Annotated in this window: 18 protein-coding genes; 8 read left to right on the top strand and 10 right to left on the bottom strand. The window is 59.0% G+C overall.

The genetic code is table 11. From position 1 onward, the window contains the following. The 4 genes from dnaA to gyrB are packed head-to-tail and all read left to right on the top strand — an operon-like array spanning position 1 to position 6,206. Positions 1-1,518, top strand: coding sequence for a chromosomal replication initiator protein DnaA (gene dnaA / locus LVW35_RS00005; RefSeq protein WP_233893076.1), 1,518 nt, complete (start codon positions 1-3; stop codon positions 1,516-1,518). A 38-nt stretch (positions 1,519-1,556) separates the two neighbouring features. Beyond that, on the top strand, positions 1,557-2,660 hold the full coding sequence (gene dnaN, locus LVW35_RS00010) for a DNA polymerase III subunit beta (protein WP_233893077.1): 1,104 nt from the start codon (positions 1,557-1,559) through the stop codon (positions 2,658-2,660). Between the two features lie 20 nt (positions 2,661-2,680). Beyond that, positions 2,681-3,784: a DNA replication/repair protein RecF gene (gene recF / locus LVW35_RS00015; RefSeq protein ID WP_012721452.1), complete on the top strand. Its 1,104-nt coding sequence runs from the start codon at positions 2,681-2,683 to the stop codon at positions 3,782-3,784. A gap of 4 nt (positions 3,785-3,788) precedes the next feature. Continuing rightward, complete coding sequence (gene gyrB, locus LVW35_RS00020) at positions 3,789-6,206, top strand: DNA topoisomerase (ATP-hydrolyzing) subunit B (protein WP_010207722.1); 2,418 nt, start codon at positions 3,789-3,791, stop codon at positions 6,204-6,206. Between the two features lie 106 nt (positions 6,207-6,312). Here the strand turns inward: gyrB and LVW35_RS00025 are convergent, their stop codons facing one another. After that, complete coding sequence (locus tag LVW35_RS00025; RefSeq protein ID WP_233893078.1) at positions 6,313-7,035, bottom strand: response regulator transcription factor; 723 nt, start codon at positions 7,033-7,035, stop codon at positions 6,313-6,315. 412 nt (positions 7,036-7,447) lie between these two features. Between LVW35_RS00025 and LVW35_RS00030 the strand changes: the two genes are divergently transcribed. Next, positions 7,448-9,727: a CHASE2 and HATPase_c domain-containing protein gene (locus LVW35_RS00030; protein WP_233893079.1), complete on the top strand. Its 2,280-nt coding sequence runs from the start codon at positions 7,448-7,450 to the stop codon at positions 9,725-9,727. Positions 9,728-9,908: 181 nt separating this feature from the next. On the opposite strand, the gene LVW35_RS00035 is transcribed toward LVW35_RS00030, so the two are convergent. From LVW35_RS00035 to glyQ, 4 genes are all read right to left on the bottom strand, one after another. Next, on the bottom strand, positions 9,909-10,679 hold the full coding sequence (locus LVW35_RS00035; protein ID WP_233893081.1) for a lysophospholipid acyltransferase family protein: 771 nt from the start codon (positions 10,677-10,679) through the stop codon (positions 9,909-9,911). 82 nt (positions 10,680-10,761) lie between these two features. Beyond that, entirely contained in the window at positions 10,762-11,298 is a 537-nt protein-coding gene (gene gmhB / locus LVW35_RS00040) for a D-glycero-beta-D-manno-heptose 1,7-bisphosphate 7-phosphatase (protein WP_233893082.1), read from the bottom strand. Positions 11,299-11,300: 2 nt separating this feature from the next. After that, a complete protein-coding gene (glyS, locus tag LVW35_RS00045) occupies positions 11,301-13,355 on the bottom strand; it encodes a glycine--tRNA ligase subunit beta (RefSeq protein WP_233893084.1) in 2,055 nt (684 codons plus the stop codon). Then, a complete protein-coding gene (glyQ, locus tag LVW35_RS00050; RefSeq protein ID WP_003187265.1) occupies positions 13,352-14,305 on the bottom strand; it encodes a glycine--tRNA ligase subunit alpha in 954 nt (317 codons plus the stop codon). Before glyQ ends, glyS begins: the two co-directional genes overlap by 4 nt. An 81-nt stretch (positions 14,306-14,386) precedes the next feature. Between glyQ and tag the strand changes: the two genes are divergently transcribed. Further along, positions 14,387-14,944, top strand: a complete 558-nt coding sequence (gene tag / locus LVW35_RS00055) for a DNA-3-methyladenine glycosylase I (RefSeq protein WP_233893085.1) — start codon at positions 14,387-14,389, stop codon at positions 14,942-14,944. Positions 14,945-14,984: 40 nt separating this feature from the next. After that, positions 14,985-15,872 (top strand): lysophospholipid acyltransferase, encoded by an 888-nt coding sequence (locus LVW35_RS00060; protein WP_233893086.1) that lies wholly within the window; start codon positions 14,985-14,987, stop codon positions 15,870-15,872. A gap of 68 nt (positions 15,873-15,940) precedes the next feature. On the opposite strand, the gene LVW35_RS00065 is transcribed toward LVW35_RS00060, so the two are convergent. The 5 genes from LVW35_RS00065 to def form a co-directional block, all read right to left on the bottom strand. Beyond that, on the bottom strand, positions 15,941-16,252 hold the full coding sequence (locus LVW35_RS00065) for a hypothetical protein (protein ID WP_233893088.1): 312 nt from the start codon (positions 16,250-16,252) through the stop codon (positions 15,941-15,943). A gap of 17 nt (positions 16,253-16,269) precedes the next feature. Further along, the gene (trkA, locus tag LVW35_RS00070; protein WP_065875588.1) at positions 16,270-17,643 is read right to left on the bottom strand and encodes a Trk system potassium transporter TrkA; all 1,374 of its coding nucleotides are present in this window, start codon (positions 17,641-17,643) and stop codon (positions 16,270-16,272) included. A gap of 22 nt (positions 17,644-17,665) precedes the next feature. Further along, on the bottom strand, positions 17,666-18,976 hold the full coding sequence (gene rsmB / locus LVW35_RS00075) for a 16S rRNA (cytosine(967)-C(5))-methyltransferase RsmB (RefSeq protein ID WP_233893089.1): 1,311 nt from the start codon (positions 18,974-18,976) through the stop codon (positions 17,666-17,668). Continuing rightward, positions 18,973-19,923 carry a methionyl-tRNA formyltransferase gene (fmt, locus tag LVW35_RS00080; RefSeq protein ID WP_233893090.1) on the bottom strand — a complete coding sequence of 317 codons (951 nt, stop codon included), beginning with the start codon at positions 19,921-19,923 and terminating at the stop codon, positions 18,973-18,975. Before fmt ends, rsmB begins: the two co-directional genes overlap by 4 nt. Positions 19,924-19,992: 69 nt before the next feature. Then, positions 19,993-20,499, bottom strand: coding sequence for a peptide deformylase (gene def / locus LVW35_RS00085; RefSeq protein ID WP_233893091.1), 507 nt, complete (start codon positions 20,497-20,499; stop codon positions 19,993-19,995). A gap of 136 nt (positions 20,500-20,635) precedes the next feature. Here def and LVW35_RS00090 point away from each other — a divergent pair, with 136 nt between their 5' ends. Further along, positions 20,636-21,412, top strand: a complete 777-nt coding sequence (locus LVW35_RS00090) for a peptidoglycan-binding protein (protein ID WP_233893092.1) — start codon at positions 20,636-20,638, stop codon at positions 21,410-21,412. Positions 21,413-21,473: the final 61 nt, after the last annotated feature.

A 21,473-nucleotide genomic window follows, 5' to 3' on the forward strand; every position in this document is an offset into this window, starting at 1 on the left:
GTGTCAGTGGAACTTTGGCAGCAGTGCGTAGAGCTTTTGCGCGAAGAGCTGCCTGCCCAGCAATTCAACACCTGGATCCGTCCGCTACAGGTCGAAGCCGAAGGCGACGAGTTGCGTGTCTACGCGCCCAATCGTTTTGTTCTCGACTGGGTCAACGAGAAATACCTGAGCCGCGTTCTCGAATTGCTCGATGAACATGGCAACGGCCTCGCACCCGTGCTCTCCTTATTAATAGGCAGCAAACGTAGCTCGGCGCCTCGCGCTGCGCCGAATGCGCCATTGGCCGCGGCTGCCTCGCAAGCTCAGGCTGCGGCAGCACCGGCTGTCAGTACGCCCGCGCCTGCACCAGCGCCCTCCAAATCCTCTGCGCAAAAAAATGCACCAGAGAATGAAGAGCCGTCCCGCGACAGTTTTGACCCGATGGCGGGCGCTGCCTCCCAGCAAGCTCCGGTCCGAGCCGAACAGCGCACCGTGCAGGTCGAAGGCGCGCTCAAGCACACCAGCTACCTGAATCGCACTTTTACCTTCGAGAATTTTGTTGAAGGTAAATCCAACCAGCTGGCTCGCGCGGCCGCCTGGCAGGTCGCCGATAACCCCAAGCACGGTTACAACCCGCTCTTCCTTTATGGCGGTGTTGGCTTGGGTAAGACTCACTTGATGCACGCCGTGGGTAACCACCTATTAAAGAAGAACCCGAATGCCAAGGTCGTATACCTGCACTCGGAGCGCTTCGTGGCTGACATGGTCAAGGCCTTGCAGCTTAACGCCATCAACGAGTTCAAGCGGTTCTACCGCTCGGTAGATGCGTTGTTGATCGATGACATTCAATTCTTTGCCCGCAAAGAGCGTTCCCAGGAAGAGTTCTTCCACACGTTCAATGCGCTGCTTGAAGGTGGCCAGCAGGTCATCTTGACCAGTGACCGTTACCCGAAAGAAATCGAAGGCCTGGAAGAACGTCTGAAATCGCGCTTTGGCTGGGGCCTGACCGTTGCGGTAGAGCCGCCAGAGCTGGAAACCCGGGTCGCGATCCTGATGAAAAAGGCCGACCAGGCCAAAGTCGATTTGCCGCACGATGCAGCGTTCTTCATCGCCCAGCGTATCCGCTCCAACGTGCGTGAGCTGGAAGGCGCACTCAAGCGGGTCATTGCGCATTCGCACTTCATGGGCCGCGACATCACCATCGAGCTGATCCGCGAATCCCTCAAAGACTTGCTGGCACTGCAGGACAAACTGGTGAGTGTGGATAACATCCAGCGCACCGTGGCCGAGTACTACAAGATCAAGATTTCCGACCTGCTGTCCAAGCGCCGTTCGCGCTCGGTGGCACGTCCTCGTCAGGTGGCCATGGCGCTCTCCAAGGAGCTGACCAACCACAGCCTGCCGGAAATCGGTGATGTGTTTGGCGGACGCGACCACACCACGGTCTTGCACGCCTGTCGCAAGATCAACGAACTTAAGGAATCCGACGCGGATATTCGCGAGGACTACAAGAACCTGCTGCGTACACTGACAACTTGATGACACCAGCGCAGCTTATTAAGGCAAGGGACTAGACCATGCATTTCACCATTCAACGCGAAGCCCTGTTGAAACCCCTGCAACTGGTCGCAGGCGTCGTCGAGCGCCGACAGACCTTGCCGGTGCTTTCCAACGTATTGCTGGTAGTCGAAGGCCAGCAATTGTCCTTGACCGGTACCGACCTGGAAGTCGAGCTGGTCGGCCGTGTGGCGCTGGAAGAACCTGCTGAGCCAGGCGAGATCACTGTGCCAGCGCGCAAATTGATGGACATCTGCAAAAGCCTGCCGAACGACGCGCTCATCGACATCAAGGTTGATGAGGCTAAGTTGGTCGTCAAGGCCGGTCGCAGCCGCTTTACCCTGTCCACCTTGCCTGCTAATGATTTCCCTACTGTGGAAGAAGGCCCGGGTTCGCTGACCTGCAGCCTTGAGCAGAGCAAGCTGCGCCGTTTGATCGAACGCACCAGCTTCGCCATGGCCCAGCAGGACGTACGTTACTACCTCAATGGCATGCTGCTGGAAGTGTCTGAAGGCATCATCCGCGCCGTGGCTACTGACGGTCACCGTCTGGCGATGTGCTCGATGCGCGCCGATATCGGCCAGCCCGACCGTCACCAGGTAATCGTGCCGCGCAAAGGTATCCTTGAACTGGCACGTCTGCTCACCGAGCCGGAAGGCAACGTCAGCATCGTGTTAGGTCAACACCACATTCGTGCCACTACCGGTGAGTTCACCTTCACCTCCAAGCTGGTTGACGGCAAGTTCCCGGATTACGAGCGCGTGCTGCCTAAAGGTGGCGACAAGCTGGTACTGGGTGATCGTCAGGCCCTGCGTGAAGCATTCAGCCGCACCGCGATTCTGTCCAACGAGAAGTACCGTGGCATTCGTCTGCAACTGGCCAATGGTCAGCTGAAAATCCAGGCGAATAACCCTGAGCAGGAAGAAGCGGAAGAAGAAGTGGGCGTCGACTACAACGGCGGCTCCCTGGAGATTGGCTTCAACGTGAGCTACCTGTTGGACGTTCTGGGTGTGATGACCACTGAACAGGTTCGCCTGATTCTGTCGGACTCCAACAGCAGCGCTCTGGTACAGGAATCCGACAACGACGACTCGGCGTACGTTGTCATGCCGATGCGCCTGTAATCATGCTCAGCAGAAGCTAGATGTCCCTCAGTCGTGTCTCGGTCACCGCGGTGCGCAATCTGCACCCGGTGACCTTCTCCCCCTCCCCCCGCATCAATATCCTCCACGGCGCCAATGGCAGTGGCAAAACCAGCGTGCTGGAAGCCATTCACCTGCTAGGGCTCGCTCGTTCCTTTCGCAGTGCTCGGTTGTTGCCGGTTATCCAGTACGAGCAATTGGCGTGCACCGTGTTTGGCCAGGTCGAACTCGCTGAAGGTGGGCACAGCAGCCTGGGAATATCCCGTGATCGCGGCGGCGAGTTCCAGATTCGCATTGACGGGCAAAACGCACGCAGTGCTGCGCAGTTGGCTGAGATCCTGCCGCTGCAATTGATCAACCCCGACAGTTTCCGCCTGTTGGAAGGCGCGCCAAAGATCCGCAGGCAATTCCTCGATTGGGGAGTGTTCCACGTGGAACCGCGTTTCATGGCCACTTGGCAGCGCCTGCAGAAGGCCCTGCGGCAGCGGAACTCATGGCTGCGGCATGGTACACTTGACGCCGCTTCGCAAGCGGCCTGGGACCGTGAACTGTGCCTGGCCAGCGACGAAATAGATGAATACCGCCGTGCCTATATCAAAGCCTTGAAACCAGTCTTTGAACAGACCTTGAGTGAGTTACTGGATCTCGAGGGGCTGACGCTGAGTTACTACCGTGGTTGGGACAAAGAACGTGAGCTGAGTGCTGTACTCGCGACGTCCTTGCAGCGGGATCAGCAAATTGGCCATACCCAGGCTGGCCCTCAACGGGCTGATTTGCGTCTTAGATTAGGTGCTCACAATGCCGCGGACATCTTGTCCCGTGGGCAGCAGAAGTTGGTGGTGTGTGCATTGCGGATCGCCCAGGGCCATCTGGTTAGCCAGGCTCGGCGTGGGCAGTGTATTTATCTGGTGGATGACTTGCCGTCGGAGCTCGATGAGCAACACCGCCGCGCGCTATGCCGCTTGTTGGAAGAATTACGCTGCCAGGTATTTATCACCTGTGTAGACCACGAATTATTGAGGGAAGGCTGGCAGACGGAAACGCCAGTCGCTTTGTTCCACGTGGAACAAGGCCGTATCACCCAGACCCACGACCATCGGGAGTGAAGGCATGAGCGAAGAAAACACGTACGACTCGACCAGCATTAAAGTGCTGAAAGGTTTGGATGCCGTACGCAAACGTCCCGGTATGTACATTGGCGACACTGATGACGGTAGCGGTCTGCACCACATGGTGTTCGAGGTGGTCGACAACTCCATCGACGAAGCCCTGGCCGGTCACTGCGACGACATCAGTATCATTATCCACCCGGACGAATCGATTACCGTGCGTGACAATGGTCGCGGCATTCCGGTAGACGTACACAAAGAAGAAGGGGTTTCGGCAGCAGAGGTCATCATGACCGTGCTCCACGCCGGCGGTAAGTTCGACGACAACTCCTATAAAGTCTCCGGCGGTTTGCACGGTGTGGGGGTTTCGGTAGTGAACGCTCTTTCCGAAGAGCTGATCCTGACGGTGCGCCGCAGTGGCAAGATCTGGGAGCAGACCTACGTCCACGGTGTTCCAAAAGAGCCGATGAAAATCGTCGGCGACAGTGAAACCACCGGTACGCAGATCCACTTCAAGCCATCGGCTGAAACCTTCAAGAATATCCACTTCAGCTGGGACATACTGGCCAAGCGGATTCGTGAACTGTCCTTCCTGAACTCTGGTGTAGGTATCGTCCTCAAGGACGAGCGTAGCGGCAAGGAAGAGCTGTTCAAGTACGAAGGCGGCCTGCGTGCGTTCGTTGAATACCTGAACACCAACAAGACTGCGGTAAACCAGGTGTTCCACTTCAACATCCAGCGTGAAGACGGCATCGGCGTGGAAATCGCCCTGCAGTGGAACGACAGCTTCAACGAAAACCTGCTGTGCTTCACCAACAACATTCCTCAGCGCGACGGCGGTACTCACTTGGTGGGTTTCCGTTCCGCACTGACGCGTAACCTGAACACCTACATCGAAGCCGAAGGCCTGGCCAAAAAACATAAAGTCGCCACTACCGGTGACGATGCACGCGAAGGCCTGACAGCGATTATCTCGGTGAAAGTACCGGATCCGAAGTTCAGCTCCCAGACCAAAGACAAGCTGGTGTCTTCCGAAGTGAAGACTGCAGTGGAACAGGAGATGGGCAAGTACTTCTCCGACTTCCTGCTGGAGAACCCGAACGAAGCCAAGTTGGTCGTCGGCAAGATGATTGACGCTGCGCGTGCCCGTGAAGCGGCGCGTAAGGCCCGTGAGATGACTCGCCGTAAAGGCGCGTTGGATATCGCCGGCCTGCCAGGCAAACTGGCTGACTGCCAAGAGAAGGACCCTGCCCTCTCCGAACTGTACCTGGTGGAAGGTGACTCTGCTGGCGGTTCCGCCAAGCAGGGTCGTAACCGTCGCACCCAGGCCATTCTGCCGTTGAAAGGTAAGATCCTCAACGTCGAGAAAGCCCGCTTCGACAAGATGATTTCCTCCCAGGAAGTCGGCACCTTGATCACGGCGTTGGGCTGCGGTATCGGTCGTGACGAGTACAACATCGATAAGCTGCGCTACCACAACATCATCATCATGACCGATGCTGACGTCGACGGTTCGCACATCCGCACCCTGCTGCTGACCTTCTTCTTCCGTCAATTGCCGGAGCTGATCGAGCGTGGCTACATCTACATCGCTCAGCCGCCTTTGTACAAAGTGAAAAAAGGCAAGCAGGAGCAATACATCAAAGACGACGACGCCATGGAAGAATACATGACGCAGTCGGCCCTGGAAGATGCCAGCCTGCACTTGAATGACGAAGCACCGGGTATTTCTGGTGAGTCGCTGGAGCGTCTGGTAAACGACTTCCGCATGGTGATGAAGACCCTCAAGCGTCTGTCGCGCCTGTACCCTCAGGAGCTGACCGAGCACTTCATCTACCTGCCGGCCGTCAGCCTGGAGCAGCTGGGCGACCACGCAGCGATGCAGGATTGGCTGGCTCAATACGAGGTGCGCCTGCGTACCGTCGAGAAGTCTGGCCTGGTGTACAAAGCCAGCCTGCGTGAAGACCGTGAACGTAATGTGTGGCTGCCAGAGGTCGAACTGATCTCTCACGGCTTGTCGAACTACGTTACCTTCAACCGTGATTTCTTCGGCAGCAATGACTACAAGACCGTGGTCACTCTGGGGGCGCAACTGAGCACCTTGTTGGACGACGGCGCTTATATTCAGCGTGGCGAACGCAAGAAGCAGGTCAAGGAGTTCAAGGAAGCCCTCGACTGGTTGATGGCGGAAAGCACCAAGCGGCACACCATCCAGCGATACAAAGGTCTGGGTGAAATGAACCCGGATCAGTTGTGGGAAACCACTATGGACCCAGCACAGCGTCGCATGCTGCGTGTGACCATCGAAGACGCCATTGGCGCGGACCAGATCTTCAACACCCTGATGGGTGATGCGGTTGAGCCTCGTCGTGACTTCATCGAGAGCAATGCCCTGGCGGTTTCCAACTTGGACTTCTGATCCTGGTTAAGCCCGCCAACCCAAAAAGGCCAACGCTTAAACGTTGGCCTTTTTTATGGGTAGAAAATCGTGATTTTAAAAATGCTCCACGTGGAACATCAATGTATTAGCCTTCAGAAGCGGACGCCACACTCTCCAACCGGTAGCCATACCCATAGATGGTCAACAACTGCCAACCCCGATCCGCGGTCAGACCCAGTTTGTTTCTTAGCCGGTAGATATGTGTATCCAGCGGCCGCGACGACACCATTTCTTCATGGGTCCAGAATCGCTCGTAGAGGTACTCGCGAGACAGTGGCCGCGCGAGGTTGGCAAAAAGGCAACTAGCCAGACGGTACTCACGTTCCGTGAGGTTGATTGGCTTTCCTGCGCGGGTCACGGTCAGCTCTGCATCATCAAAGGTCAAGTCATTGAAACTCTGCACTTCATGGTTGGCGGATTTCTGAAGGCCATGCCGACGCAGCACCGCAGTGACCCGTGCCTTTAATTCATTTGGACGAAAAGGTTTGCTGACGTAATCATCCGCGCCACTGTTGAGCGCGGTGACGATGTCGCTCTCGGCATCACGGCTGGTGAGCATGATGACGGCCGGTGGGGATTCCATGTGTTCGCGGGCCCAGCGCAACAATGCGATGCCGCTGATATCTGGCAGTTGCCAGTCAAGTATCAGCAAGTCGAAGGTTTCCCGGCGCAGTTGGCGCAGCAGGTCTTCACCGCGTTCGAAGCAATGCAGGGTCCAGGGCTGTTCGGCGGTGCTCGGGATTTGTCGCAGTGTCTGTTCCACCCGGCGCAGTTCGGCGGGTTCGTCATCCAGTATTGCGACACGCATGGGTGGGTCCTTCATTAGAAAAGTACGGCAGCCGTCGGCCGGTCGTTGAATCTGAAGAATTGTGCGCAGATTTATCGACCCCTCGGATCTCTCTATACGCTGGGATCAATGAGCGGTTAACCCATTGAAAGTCCTCGATACCACTGTGGGAAAGATACCGGCTCCTGACCCTAAGGAAAAGGATGAGCTGACGCATGCGTTGCCATAAACTCCCGTGCGGTATTGATCAGGAGGGTATGCACTGAGAAAGCCTTTATGATCATCAAGCCGGAAAACTTTTCCAGCACGCCGAAAATAAGCTTCACTGGGCTCAATGCCTCGGCCTGTCGGCCTTCGACGAAAATGGCATTGAGGAAGTAACCGGGTCTATGACATCTTCTACTACCCACCCACTGCCCAGGTATGCTGACCAATGATGCTCTGGGGCAAAACCGAAAAACGTCAACCCACCCATGCTCAGCGCCTGTTCCACGGCTTGGTGCGCGAGTGGTTGTGGATAGGTCTGCTGCTGCTGCCTATCACCGCCTACCTGTCGCTGAGCACGGGTCTGGCCTTGAACCATCCGCTGTACGACAGCCTGCGTCGCCTCACACCACTGCCAGTCGATCCACGCATCCTGCTGGTGACGATAGATGACTCCAGCCTGAAAAAGCTTGGCCGTTGGCCTTGGCCACGCAGCTTGCATGCCGACCTGATCGACCGCCTGAGCGCCGCACAACCCACGGGCATTCTGTTCGATGTGATCTCCAGTGAGCCCGGTGACCCCATCAATGACAAACGCTTGGCCGAGGCGGTCTGCAACGCTGGCAATGTTTTTCTGCCTCTGGTGCGTGAAGGTGCTGCGAATTACAGCCAACCGGACGCACAAATGATGCCGCTGCTCAAATGCGCCAAAGGCGTGGGCCACATCAATGTTGAAGCGGACAGCGATGGCGTGGTCCGCAGCCTCTACCTGCGAGAGGGCCCGGCCGATACCATGGCGCCGCAATTGGCTTGGTTGGGCTATGAAATGAGTGGCGGGCTGTCTGAGATGCCGGGTGTACCTCTGCCATCGGTCACACCGCATTGGCATCGCGAACATGCCATTCGTATCCCCTTTATCGCGTCACACACGCATTTCTCCAGTGTGTCCTATGTCAGCGTCCTACGTGGTGAAGTCGCTCCCGAGCTGCTACGTAACCGCTTGATTCTAGTCGGCTCGACGGCTTCAGGCATGGGCGAACGTTTCGTCACGCCTCTGTCTTCCACGGTTGGCACCACAGCGGGTTTGGAGATACAGGCCAACGTGCTCAATGGTTTGCTACAAGGTCGCAGCATCGTTGATTTGCCAAGCTGGCTCGCGGCCTTGATGGCAACCTCGCTGGTGGCGTTACTACTGGGTCTGTTGCTCTATCGTCCGCGCTACGCGTTGTGGATGACCCTTGGCTGCATGGCCGTTGCGTTGCTCGGTTCGTTGGCGTTGCTGCGCTTGGGTCACTGGTGGTCACCTGCGGCCTGCCTGATCGGCTTGCTGCTCAGTTATCTGATCTGGAACTGGCGCCGTCTCAGTGTGATCCTCGCCTACTTCGGCTGGGAACTGGCACGTCTGGACAACGAACCCAAAGTCCTGCCCGAACGCCGCCGTGCACCCGCCAGCAAGGGCGACGTGCTCCAGGCACGTATCTTTGCCCTGGAGCAAGCCGTAAGCCGTACCCGTGACACACGGCGCTTTATGGCCGATGGCCTGGAGTGCCTGCCAGTGGCTACGCTGATTACCGACACAAGTGGCAATATTCTGCTGGCCAACCGCATTGCACGGGAAGTATTCGGTAATGAGTTGGTTACCTATAACCTGCTGGAGCAGTTGGCCGATCTGGGCTACCCGCCGCTGCACAACGGCGTGCGCCCTGCCCTCTCAGTACTGGATCTTGTGGAATTCCGGGACATCCACCAACGCAGCCTGCGAATGGAGCTTGCGCCCTTGCTGCCCGCTGAAGGCGATGTCGCCCTCGGTTGGCTGCTCAGCCTGACGGATCTGAGTAAGGAGCGCGAAGCCCAGCAACACCGCGAGACCATGTTGCGGTTCCTCTCTCACGACCTGCGCGCACCCCATTCAGCGATCCTTGCGCTGCTGGATGTGCACAACGGCGAGTCTGCGGTCTTTGCCCAGATCGAACAGCAGGTTCGCCGTGCCCTGGGCCTCACCGAGTCTTTTGTGCAACTGGCGAAGGCTGAGGCTGATGGTTACCAGTTCCAGCAGACGCTGTTCGCCATGTTGGTCATGGATGCCTTTGACCAAGTGGCTCTGATTGCCCAGCTTAAGGGGATTCATTTGGTCCACGACTTGGATGAAGCTGACGAAGGTATGGTCTCGGCTGATCAGTCGATGCTCACCCGTGCATTGTTTAACGTGCTGGAAAACGCGATCAAGTACTCGCCTGCCGGGACGACTGTCAGGTTGGGGCATAGTAGCGAGCAAGGCTGGTTGGAATGTCGTATCAGCGACCAGGGCCCTGGGATTGCCGCAGAGGACTTGCCTGAGCTGTTCAGCCAATACCGTCGCTTCGATTCAGCTCAGGGCAGCGAAGGCCTTGGGTTGGGATTGACGATGGTCAAGGCCGTGGTTGAGCGCCACGGCGGGCGCATCAGTTGCGAAAGCGTGGCGGGTAAGGGCACCACATTCAGCCTTCAACTGCCGTTGTTGGAAGACTAAAAAACGTACTTTTCCGCTGTGCATAAAAAACCGGTCGCAAGGACCGGTTTTTTTATGCGGAAAAAACTTATGCACCTTTTCCGCGATTTTATGAGTTTGGGAAATATGCAGTTAAATCAGTAACTTATAAGGTAAAAAAGGCGATTCGCCAACAAACCGTACACAGGTTATCCACAGATGTTCAGATGGCCGGTGTATCGACCACAACAGGCTTCGGCGGCAGCGAACCCATGGCTCTTTGTTGTGCTTCATTCCATGCCTGGGCACGGTCATTCAGCGCTGCAATGGCACGTGGTCCTTCACCGTCGGCGTACATAGGTTCCCCGATTACCACGGTGATGGTGCCTTCGCGCTTGGCCCAGCCCGTCTTCGGCCAGAACTTACCTGCGTTATGCGCAATCGGGAGCACCGGTAGGTGCGCATTGACCGCCAACGCTGTACCACCGCGTGAGAACTTGCCTACCGTGCCGTAGGGCACACGTGTACCTTCCGGAAAGATCAGCACCCAAACACCATCCTTGAGCAGCTCGTCGCCCTTCTTGGCCACGTGCTTGAGCGCGGCCTTGGGGTTATCACGGTCGATGGCGATCGGACGCAACATGGCCATGGCCCAGCCGAAGAACGGCACATACAGCAACTCGCGCTTGAGCACTTGGCTCAACGGCGAGAAATACGCCGAGAGAAAGAACGTCTCCCAGGTGCTCTGATGGTTCGACAGAATCACACAGGGCTGGTCCGGCACATTTTCAGCACCTTTGACCTCGAAACGGATGTTCAGGAACACCTTGGTCAGCCACAACGCGCAGCGACACCAATAAACGTTGATAAAGCGATAGCGCGTCTTGAACGGCAGGAAGGGCGCAATAAAAAAGCTCAGGGTGCACCAGAGAAACGAACTGGTGCCCAGCAGCAGGTAAAAGAAAAAGGTTCTGATGGCCTGCAAGATCGACATGGCGGCATTTACCGTTGCGGGACAATGCCCGCCTGCTAAAAGCGCACTCCCGAGCAATCCTTGTTCAGGAAGTCGAGGGCGGCTAGTTGTTGATAAGTTCTGCGGCAACGGCCGCTAGATCGTCAAAAATCAAGGTGCCTACCGGCAGGTTTTTCGCCAGGGTCTTTTCGCCTTTTCCGGTCTTAACCAAAACTGGCTGAGAGTCGACGGCTTTGGCCGCCTCCAGGTCACCGAGGCTGTCCCCGACGAACCATATCCCAGCCAAGGGCACCTTGTAATGTTCTGCAATGGTTTTCAACATGCCAGGCTTGGGTTTGCGGCAATCGCAGCCCTCATCCGGACCGTGGGGGCAGTACACCACCAACCCCACCTCACCGCCCTGTTCGGCCACCAATGTGCGCAAGCGCGCGTGCATGGCGTCCAGGGTGACGAGGTCGTAGTAACCACGGGCGATACCGGACTGGTTGGTGGCGATGGCCACCGTCCAGCCGGCTTTGCTCAACTGCGCGATGGCCTCGATCGAGCCGGGCAGTGGAATCCATTCCGCCACCGACTTGATGTAAGCGTCGGAGTCGTAATTGATCACCCCGTCCCGATCGAGAATCAGCAGTTTCAACATGGTCAGCTCAGCGTCGAAATGTCAGCGATATTGACGAACAAACCGCGTAGACGCGCCAGCATGGCGTAGCGGTTTTTCCGCACGCCGGCATCGTCGGCATTGATCATCACCGCTTCAAAGAACGCATCCACCGGCTCGCGCAAGGTCGCCAGGCGCGCCAATGCTTCAGCGTAGTTACGCTCAGCGATCAGCGGCTTCACCGCGTTTTCAGCCTTGGCGATGGCCGAGTTCAGCGAGAACTCCTTGGCGTCGGCGAACAGGCCAGGGTCGACGTCGGCATTGCCCAGGCCTTCGGCCTTGCTCAGCAGGTTCGACACGCGCTTGTTCACGGCGGCCAGGGCGTCGGCTTCCGGCAATTTGCGGAAGGCCTGCACGGCTTGTACGCGCTGGTCGAAGTCCAGCGCAGAACCCGGCTGCAGGGCACGTACCGACAGGTACACCGACACGTCCACGCCCTCGTCTTCATAACGCGCACGCAGGCGGTCGAACACGAACTCCAGCACTTGCTCGGCCAGGCCGGCTTGCTTGACCTTGGCGCCAAACTGGCCGACAGCGAATACCACGGCCTGGGTCAGGTCGAGGTCCAGCTTCTTGTCGATCAGGATACGCAGCACGCCCAGGGCCGCACGGCGCAGGGCGTACGGGTCTTTGCTGCCGGTGGGCAACATGCCGATACCGAAGATACCCACAAGGGTATCCAGCTTGTCGGCGATGGCCACGGCTGCACCGGTCAAGGTGCTTGGCAGCTCAGCACCGGCACCGCGTGGCATGTACTGCTCGTTCAGCGCCAGGGCCACATCATCCGGTTCGCCGTCGTTGAGGGCGTAATAGTAGCCGGCAACACCCTGCATCTCCGGGAACTCGCCAACCATCTCGGTGGCCAGGTCGCACTTGGACAGCAGGCCCGCACGCGCAGCCCAGGCGGAATCACCGCCAATGCGTGGCGCAATGTAGGCGGCCAGCTTGGAGACCCGTACGGCCTTGTCGTAGACGCTGCCGAGTTTTTCCTGGAACACCACGTTCTGCAGGCGCAGGTTGAACTCTTCCAGCTTCTGCTTCTTGTCTTGCTTGAAGAAGAACTCGGCGTCGGTCAGGCGCGGACGAACGACTTTCTCGTTACCGGCGATGATCTGCTGCGGGTCCTTGCTTTCGATGTTGGCCACGGTGATAAAGCGCGGCAGCAACTTACCGTCCACGTCCAACAGGCAGAAATACTTCTGGTTGTCCTGCATGGTGGTGATGAGGGCTTCTTGCGGCACGTCGAGGAAACGTTCTTCGAACGAGCACACCAGCGGCACCGGCCATTCGACCAGCGCGGTCACTTCGTCGAGCAGGCTTGGCGGCACGATGGCGGTGCCTTCTTGAAGACGAGCCAGCTCTTCGGTGCGTTTGCTGATCAGCTCGCGACGTTCGTTGGCATCGGCCAGCACGTAAGCAGCACGCAGGTCGGCGGCGTAGTTGGCCGGCGAAGTGATGCGTACAGCTTGCGGGTGATGGAAGCGGTGGCCACGGGAATCACGACCGGCTTTCTGGGCGAGGATGGTGCAGTCGATGACCTGGTCACCGAGCAACATCACCAGCCACTGGGTCGGACGTACGAATTCTTCCTTGCGAGCACCCCAGCGCATGCGCTTCGGGATCGGTAGGTCGTTCAACGAATCTTCGACGATGGTCGGCAACAGGCTGGCGGTCGGCTTGCCGGTGATGACCTGGCTGAAACGCAGTTTCGGGCCGCTCTGGTCGATCTCGCTCAGCTCTACGCCGCACTTCTTGGCGAAGCCCAGTGCGGCTTGAGTCGGATTGCCTTCGGCGTCGAAAGCCGCCTGGCGCGGTGGGCCGTCGAGGTTGATGCTGCGGTCCGGCTGCTGGGTTTCCAGCGCGGTCAGTAACACGGCCAGGCGACGTGGCGCGGCGTAGACTTTCTTCGCTTCGAACTTAAGGCCAGCAGTCTGCAGGCCTTTTTCGATACCGGCCAGGAACGCGTCGGCCAGGGTGTTCAGTGCCTTGGGTGGCAGCTCTTCGGTGCCCAGTTCAACCAGGAAATCTTGAGCACTCATTGTGCAGCCTCCAGCTTAGCCAACACTTCATCACGCAGGTCCGGGGTTGCCATCGGGAAGCCCAGCTTGGCGCGAGCCAGCAGGTAGGCTTGGGCGACGGAACGCGCCAGGGTGCGTACACGCAGGATGTATTGCTGGCGCGCGGTTACCGAGATGGCACGGCGCGCATCCAGCAGGTTGAAGGTATGGGACGCCTTCAACACCATTTCATAGCTTGGCAACGGCAGCGGCTGGTCCAGTTCGATCAGGCGCTTGGCTTCGCTTTCATAAAAGTCGAACAGTTCGAACAGCTTGTCGACGTTGGCGTGTTCGAAGTTGTAAGTAGACTGCTCCACTTCGTTCTGGTGGAACACATCGCCATAGGTGACTTTGCCGAATGGGCCGTCTGCCCATACCAGGTCGTAGACCGAGTCCACGCCTTGCAGGTACATGGCCAAGCGCTCAAGGCCGTAGGTGATTTCGCCGGTCACCGGGTAGCACTCGATGCCACCCGCTTGCTGGAAGTACGTGAACTGAGTGACTTCCATGCCGTTGAGCCAGACTTCCCAGCCCAGGCCCCAGGCGCCCAGGGTCGGCGATTCCCAGTTGTCTTCGACGAAACGGATATCGTGGACCAGTGGGTCCAGGCCCACGTGCTTGAGCGAGCCCAGGTACAGTTCCTGGAAGTTGTCCGGGTTCGGCTTCAGTACCACCTGGAACTGGTAGTAGTGCTGCAGACGGTTCGGGTTTTCGCCGTAGCGGCCGTCAGTCGGGCGACGACTGGGCTGCACATAAGCGGCGTTCCAGGTTTCCGGGCCGATGGCCCGCAGGAATGTAGCGGTGTGGAAAGTGCCGGCGCCTACTTCCATATCGTAGGGCTGAAGTACCACACAACCTTGCTCGGCCCAGTATTGCTGGAGGGCGAGGATCAAGTCTTGGAAGGTACGCACGGCTGGCGTAGGCTGGCTCACGAAATTCACCTGTTACTTGGGCTGCGATTTAAAGAGCGGGAGTATACCCGATTCGGCCCCGCCACCACTCCCTGGAGCCTTATGCCACGCTGCTTTTGGTGTTCTGAAGATCCGCTGTACATGGCTTATCACGATCAGGAGTGGGGAACGCCGCTGCGCGATGCGCAGGGTTTGTTCGAGTTGCTTTTGCTCGAAGGGTTCCAGGCGGGCCTTTCCTGGATCACCGTTTTACGCAAACGCGAGCATTATCGAAAGGTCTTGTTTGGTTTTGATGCACAACGGTTGGCGCGTCTTACCGATGAAGAGATCGAAGCGTTGATGCAGGATCCGGGCATCGTGCGCAATCGCCTGAAACTCAATGCCGCCCGGCGCAATGCCGCCGCCTGGCTGGCACTGGAGGACCCGGTGGGGTTGCTCTGGTCCTTCGTTGGCGGCAGGCCCAAGGTCAATCACTTCAAGGACCGCAGCGAAGTGCCGGCGATTACACCGGAGGCTGAAGCCATGAGCAAAGCCCTGAAAAAAGCCGGTTTCACCTTCGTCGGGCCAACCATTTGCTACGCCTTCATGCAGGCTTCGGGCATGGTCATGGACCACACTCAGGACTGCGACCGTTACGCGGACTTGGCCAACGCCGGTTAGAATGCCGACTTTGCGCACCACACACGATCAGGAGTGACCTGTGGAAAAGTTTAAAGGCGCCTTGCTGGTAGGCGCTCTCCGGCTGTTTGCCCTGCTGCCATGGCGCGCTGTCCAGGCCGTCGGCACGGCCATTGGCTGGATCATGTGGAAAACCCCCAACCGTTCCCGCGATACCGTGCGGATCAACCTCTCCAAATGTTTCCCGGACATGGACCCCGCTGAGCGCGAAGCGCTGGTCGGCCGCAGCCTGATGGACATCGGCAAGTCCCTGACCGAAAGCGCCTGCGCCTGGATCTGGCCGGCCCAGCGCTCCATCGACCTGGTGCGTGAAGTCGAAGGCCTGGAAGTGCTGCACGAAGCCCTGGCTTCGGGCAAAGGCGTGGTCGGCATCACCAGCCACCTGGGCAACTGGGAAGTGTTGAACCACTTCTATTGCAGCCAATGCAAACCAATTATTTTTTACCGCCCGCCCAAGCTCAAGGCGGTGGACGAATTGCTGCGCAGGCAACGCGTGCAACTGGGCAACCGGGTGGCGGCGTCGACCAAGGAAGGCATCCTCAGCGTGATCAAGGAAGTGCGCAAGGGCGGACAGGTGGGTATTCCTGCCGACCCGGAGCCGGCGGAATCGGCCGGGATCTTCGTGCCGTTCTTTGCCACCCAGGCGCTGACCAGCAAATTCGTGCCGAACATGCTGGCGGGCCACAAGGCGGTGGGTGTGTTCCTGCATGCGCTGCGGCTGCCGGACGGTTCGGGTTACAAAGTGATTTTGGAAGCGGCACCGGAAGACATGTACAGCACCGACACCGCCACGTCCTGCGCGGCGATGAGCAAGGTGGTGGAGCGGTATGTCGGGGCTTATCCGAGCCAGTACATGTGGAGCATGAAGCGCTTCAAGAAACGCCCGCCGGGTGAAGAGCGGTGGTATTGATTCGCGACTGACTTAAGGTCGACGCAAAACCAGTGTGGGAGCAGGCTTGCTCCCACATTTGGATCCGCTTAAGCCTGGCGGTCGAGTTTCTTCAGAAACACCGCCATCTCTTTTTCGGCCTGTTTGTCGCCATGGGCCTGGGCCGCCTCGATGCCCCTCTCCCACGCCAGCCGCGCCGCTGCACGATCTTCCAGCCCCAGCTGCGCTTTACCCAACAACTTCCATGCCGCCGAATACTTCGGATCGAACTCGACGCACTTCTGCAGATGCTCCGCCGCCTTGGCGTTGTCCCTCAAGTCCAGATAACCCTTGCCCAGACCAAACCGTAGCAGGGAATTATCCACACCCTTGGCGAGCATTTTTTCCAGGGACTCCAGCATCGGTTCTCTCCGCTTAATCAGAAAAAGCTCAACCCCACGTGGAACAGTTTCTCCACATCGCGGATATGTTTCTTGTCCACCAGAAACAGAATCACATGGTCACCGGTTTCGATCACCGTATCGTCGTGGGCAATGATCACCTCTTCATCACGAATGATCGCGCCAATGGTGGTGCCCGGTGGCAAGCCGATATCGCGGATGGCCTTGCCGATCACCTTGCTCGACTTCGAGTCACCATGGGCAATCGCCTCAATGGCTTCCGCCGCGCCCCGGCGCAGGGAGTGCACGCTGACGATATCGCCACGGCGCACGTGGGCCAGCAGGGTGCCGATGGTGGCCAACTGCGGGCTGATGGCGATGTCGATATCGCCGCCCTGGATCAGGTCCACGTAGGCGGGATTGTTGATGATGGTCATCACCTTCTTCGCCCCCAGCCGCTTGGCCAGCAACGACGACATGATGTTGGCTTCGTCATCGTTGGTCAGGGCCAGGAAAATATCCGCATCGGCGATGTTCTCCTCCATCAGCAGGTCGCGGTCCGAAGCGCTGCCTTGCAGTACGACGGTGCTGTCGAGAGTGTCAGACAAATGCCGGCAACGTGCCGGACTCATCTCGATGATCTTCACCTGATAACGGCTTTCGATGGCTTCGGCCAAGCGTTCGCCAATCTGCCCACCACCCGCGATGACGATGCGCTTGTAGGTCTCGTCGAGGCGGCGCATTTCGCTCATGACCGCGCGAATATTCGCCTTGGCGGCGATGAAAAACACTTCGTCGTCGGCCTCGATCACTGTATCGCCCTGGGGCAGGATCGGGCGGTCACGCCGGAAAATCGCCGCTACGCGGGTTTCCACATTCGGCATGTGCTCGCGCAGTTGGCGCAGTTGCTGGCCCACCAGCGGGCCGCCGTAGTAGGCCTTCACCGCGACCAGTTGCGCCTTGCCGCCGGCAAAGTCGATCACCTGCAAGGCACCGGGAATTTCGATCAGGCGCTTGATGTAGTGGGTCACCACTTGTTCCGGGCTGATCAGCACGTCGACGGGAATCGCGTCGTTGTCGAACAGCCCGGCGCGGGTCAGGTAGGCCGCTTCGCGCACGCGGGCGATTTTGGTCGGGGTGTGGAACAGGGTATGGGCGACCTGGCAGGCGACCATGTTGGTTTCGTCGCTGTTGGTCACGGCCACCAGCATGTCAGCATCGTCGGCACCGGCCTGGCGCAATACCGTCGGGAACGATGCGCGGCCTTGTACGGTACGGATGTCGAGGCGGTCGCCAAGGTTGCGCAGGCGCTCGGCATCGGTGTCGACCACAGTGATGTCGTTGGCTTCGCTGGCCAAATGTTCGGCCAGCGTACCGCCGACCTGCCCTGCCCCAAGGATGATGATTTTCATCCGGTCACTCCCTTAAAACCATTCAGCCGCGCGCGGCGGCGATCTTGATCAGTTTGGCGTAGTAGAAGCCATCGTGTCCGCCTTCTTGCGCGAGCAATTGGCGGCCGTGGGGCTGCTTGATGCCGGCCGTGGTGGCGAGGTCCAGCTCCCGGGCACCGCTGGTGCGGGCGAGGAAGGCTTGGATCACCTCGGTGTTCTCGGTCGGCAAGGTGGAACAGGTGGCGTAGAGCAGGATGCCGCCGACTTCCAGAGTCGGCCACATCGCGTCGAGCAGCTCGCCTTGCAGCACGGCCAATGCGGCGATGTCGTCGGGTTGGCGGGTGAGCTTGATGTCCGGGTGGCGGCGGATTACGCCGGTGGCGGAACACGGTGCATCGAGCAGGATGCGCTGGAACAGTTTGCCGTCCCACCAGGTGGCGGTGTCACGGCCGTCGGCGGCGATAAGCTCGGCGCTGAGACCCAGGCGCGCCAGGTTCTCGCGCACGCGCACCAGGCGCTTGGCTTCCAGGTCGACGGCGACCACACCGGCCAGGTCTTTTTCGACTTCCAGGATGTGACATGTCTTTCCGCCCGGCGCACAGCAGGCGTCGAGCACACGTTGACCCGGTGCCAGGTCGAGCAGGTCGGCGGCCAGTTGCGCGGCTTCATCCTGCACGCTGATCCAGCCCTCGGCAAAGCCCGGCAGGCTGCGCACATCAGTGGCGGCTTCGAGCACGATGCCGTCGATGCTGTACACGCACGGTGTGGCGTTGTTACCGGCGTCGGTGAGCAATTGCAGGTACGCATCACGGCTGTGATGACGACGGTTGACCCGCAAGATCATCGGCGGGTGCGCATTGTTCGCCGCGCAGATGGCTTCCCATTGCTCAGGCCAGAACGCCTTCAGGGATTTTTGCAGCCAGCGCGGATGGGCGGTGCGCACAACCGGGTCATGTTCCAACTCGGCCAGCAGCGCTTCGCTTTCGCGTTGGGCGCGGCGCAGCACGGCGTTGAGCAGGGCCTTGGCCCAGGGTTTTTTCAGTTTGTCGGCGCACCCGACCGTTTCGCTGATAGCGGCGTGAGCGGGCACGCGGGTGTAGAGCAGTTGATAAAGGCCCACCAGCAGCAGCGCCTCGACATCCGCGTCGGCCCCCTTGAACGGCTTCTGCAGCAACTTGGTCGCCAGCGCCGACAAGCGTGGCTGCCAGCGTGCCGTGCCAAAGGCCAGGTCCTGGGTGAAACCGCGATCGCGGTCTTCAACCTTGTCCAGTTGGGTTGGCAACGAACTGTTCAGCGAAGCCTTGCCATTCAGGACGGCGGCGAGAGCCTTGGCGGCGGCCAGACGTGGGTTCATTGGGCGGCCCCGAGGAGGGTGCCCATGGCGAATTTCTCACGACGGCTGTTGAACAAATCGCTGAAATTAAGCGCTTTGCCGCCGGGCAATTGCAGACGGGTCAGACACAACGCCTGTTCACCGCAGGCAACCAACAGGCCGTCCTTGCTGGCGCCGATAATCTCACCGGGAGCGCCTTTTCCGTCGGCCAAGGTGGCGGCCAGCACTTTCATGGCTTCGCCGTTGAGTGTGCTATGACAGATCGGCCAAGGGTTGAAGGCGCGCACCAGGCGCTCCAGCTCCACGGCTGGGCGGCTCCAGTCGATGCGCGCTTCGTCTTTGTTCAACTTGTGGGCGTAGGTGGCCAGGCTGTGGTCCTGCACTTCACCTTCCAGAGTGCCGACAGCCAGACCGGCGATGGCCTGGATGACAGCGGGCGGGCCAAGCTCGGCAAGGCGGTCATGCAGGCTGCCGCCAGTGTCCTGGGCGGTGATCGGGGTGGTGACCTTGAGCAACATAGGGCCTGTGTCCAGGCCTGCTTCCATGCGCATCACGGTCACGCCGCTTTCGCTGTCGCCAGCTTCCACGGCGCGCTGGATCGGCGCCGCACCGCGCCAGCGTGGCAGCAGAGAGGCATGGCTGTTGATGCAACCCAGGCTCGGGATATCCAGCACTGCCTGAGGCAGGATCAAGCCATAAGCAACGACTACCAACAGGTCCGGCTTCAGGGCCGCCAGTTCGGCCTGGGCTTCGGCGTTGCGCAGGGTCGGCGGTTGCAGCACGGGAATGTTGTGCTCCAGCGCCAGTTGCTTGACCGGGCTCGGCATCAATTTTTGCCCACGACCGGCGGGGCGATCCGGCTGGGTGTACACCGCGACGATGTCATAAGGGCTGGCAAGCAGGGCCTTGAGGTGTTCGGCGGCAAATTCAGGCGTGCCGGCAAAAACAATGCGCAGTGGCTCGGTCATGGGAGGTCTCGGTTAAAAGCAGTCACAAAAGAAAAAGGCTTGCCGCAGCAAGCCTTTGGAAGGAGGGCATCAAGCTTGCTGGCGATGCTTTTTTTCCAGCTTCTTCTTGATCCGGTCGCGCTTGAGCGTGGACAGGTAATCGACAAACAACTTGCCGTTGAGGTGGTCGCATTCGTGCTGGATGCACACCGCCAGCAAGCCTTCGGCAACCAGCTCGAACGGCTTGCCGTCGCGGTCCAGGGCCTTGATCTTCACGCGCAGCGGGCGCTCGACGTTCTCGTAGAACTCCGGCACGGAGAGGCAGCCTTCCTGGTACTCGCCCATCTCGTCGGTCAGCGGTTCGAACTCCGGGTTGATATACACCATCGGTTCGCTGCGATCTTCCGACAGGTCCATGACCACGATGCGCTGATGAACGTTGACCTGGGTCGCGGCGAGGCCGATACCCGGGGCTTCATACATTGTTTCAAACATGTCATCGACCAACTGACGAACCTTGTCGTCCACTACGGCCACCGGTTTGGCGATCGTGCGCAGGCGCGAGTCGGGGAATTCGAGGATGTTCAAAATAGCCATAAGCGTAATTGCTGCACATGTGAGGTAGAGGCAAATGGGCGTTGGGATGGACCCACACGACCGGTGTGAAACCCTTAAAAGCCGCGAAGGCCAAGCTGTTTTCACGCGAACGCACATAATAAAGGAGATTCACCCCATGAGGAAATCGCTACTCGTCTTGCTGCTGTGGGCCCCGTTTTCCATGGCCCTGCTGCCCCCTCCCGCCCAGCGTCTGGACCCACTGTCGCAACAGGCCATCCAGCGCTTCTTACTGCATAACCGCATTCTTGATACGCCCCAGGATCTGGATAATGCGCCGTACATTGTGGCTGCCGATGCTGGCAGGGTGCTTGGCGCCAATGACGAGCGGGTGCATGCGAGGGGTAATCTGGACCCTTCCCAGCCCATTTACGGAATCTTCCGACGCGGCAAGGCCTACACCGACCCGCAAACCCGAGAGCTGTTGGGGATCAACGCCTACGATATCGGCACCGCCCGTTTCGTCACCGCTGGCGACCTCACCACCTTGGCCGTGCAGCGCGTTACCCAGGAGGTGCGACCCGGTGACCGCCTGCTACGGGTGCAACCTCCCGTCGACCCGGCAGCCCTTGCGATCTCGCCAGCAGCGCCCTTCGTTGAAGGACAAATCATCGATATTCCCAAGGGCGTCACCCAGATTGGGGTGCTCGATGCCATAACTCTGAACAAGGGGCGTCGCGATGGCTTGGTCGAGGGCCAACTGCTCAGTGTGATCAAAACCGGCGCCACCGTCCGCGACACCCTCACGGGTGCTTCGACAAAACTTCCTGATGAACGCGCGGGCACCCTGCTTGTGTTTCGCACCTACGAAAAACTCAGTTACGGGCTGGTCCTCAATGCCTCACGACCGCTGGCTGTGATGGACCGATTCGAGACTGCCCATCAAACACAATAAATAGCCTGCTAAATAAGTTACCAACAGAGTTATCCACAGCTTGTTCCGGTCAAGGAAGATC

The organism is Pseudomonas sp. HN11 (genome assembly GCF_021390155.1).
GTDB lineage: Bacteria > Pseudomonadota > Gammaproteobacteria > Pseudomonadales > Pseudomonadaceae > Aquipseudomonas.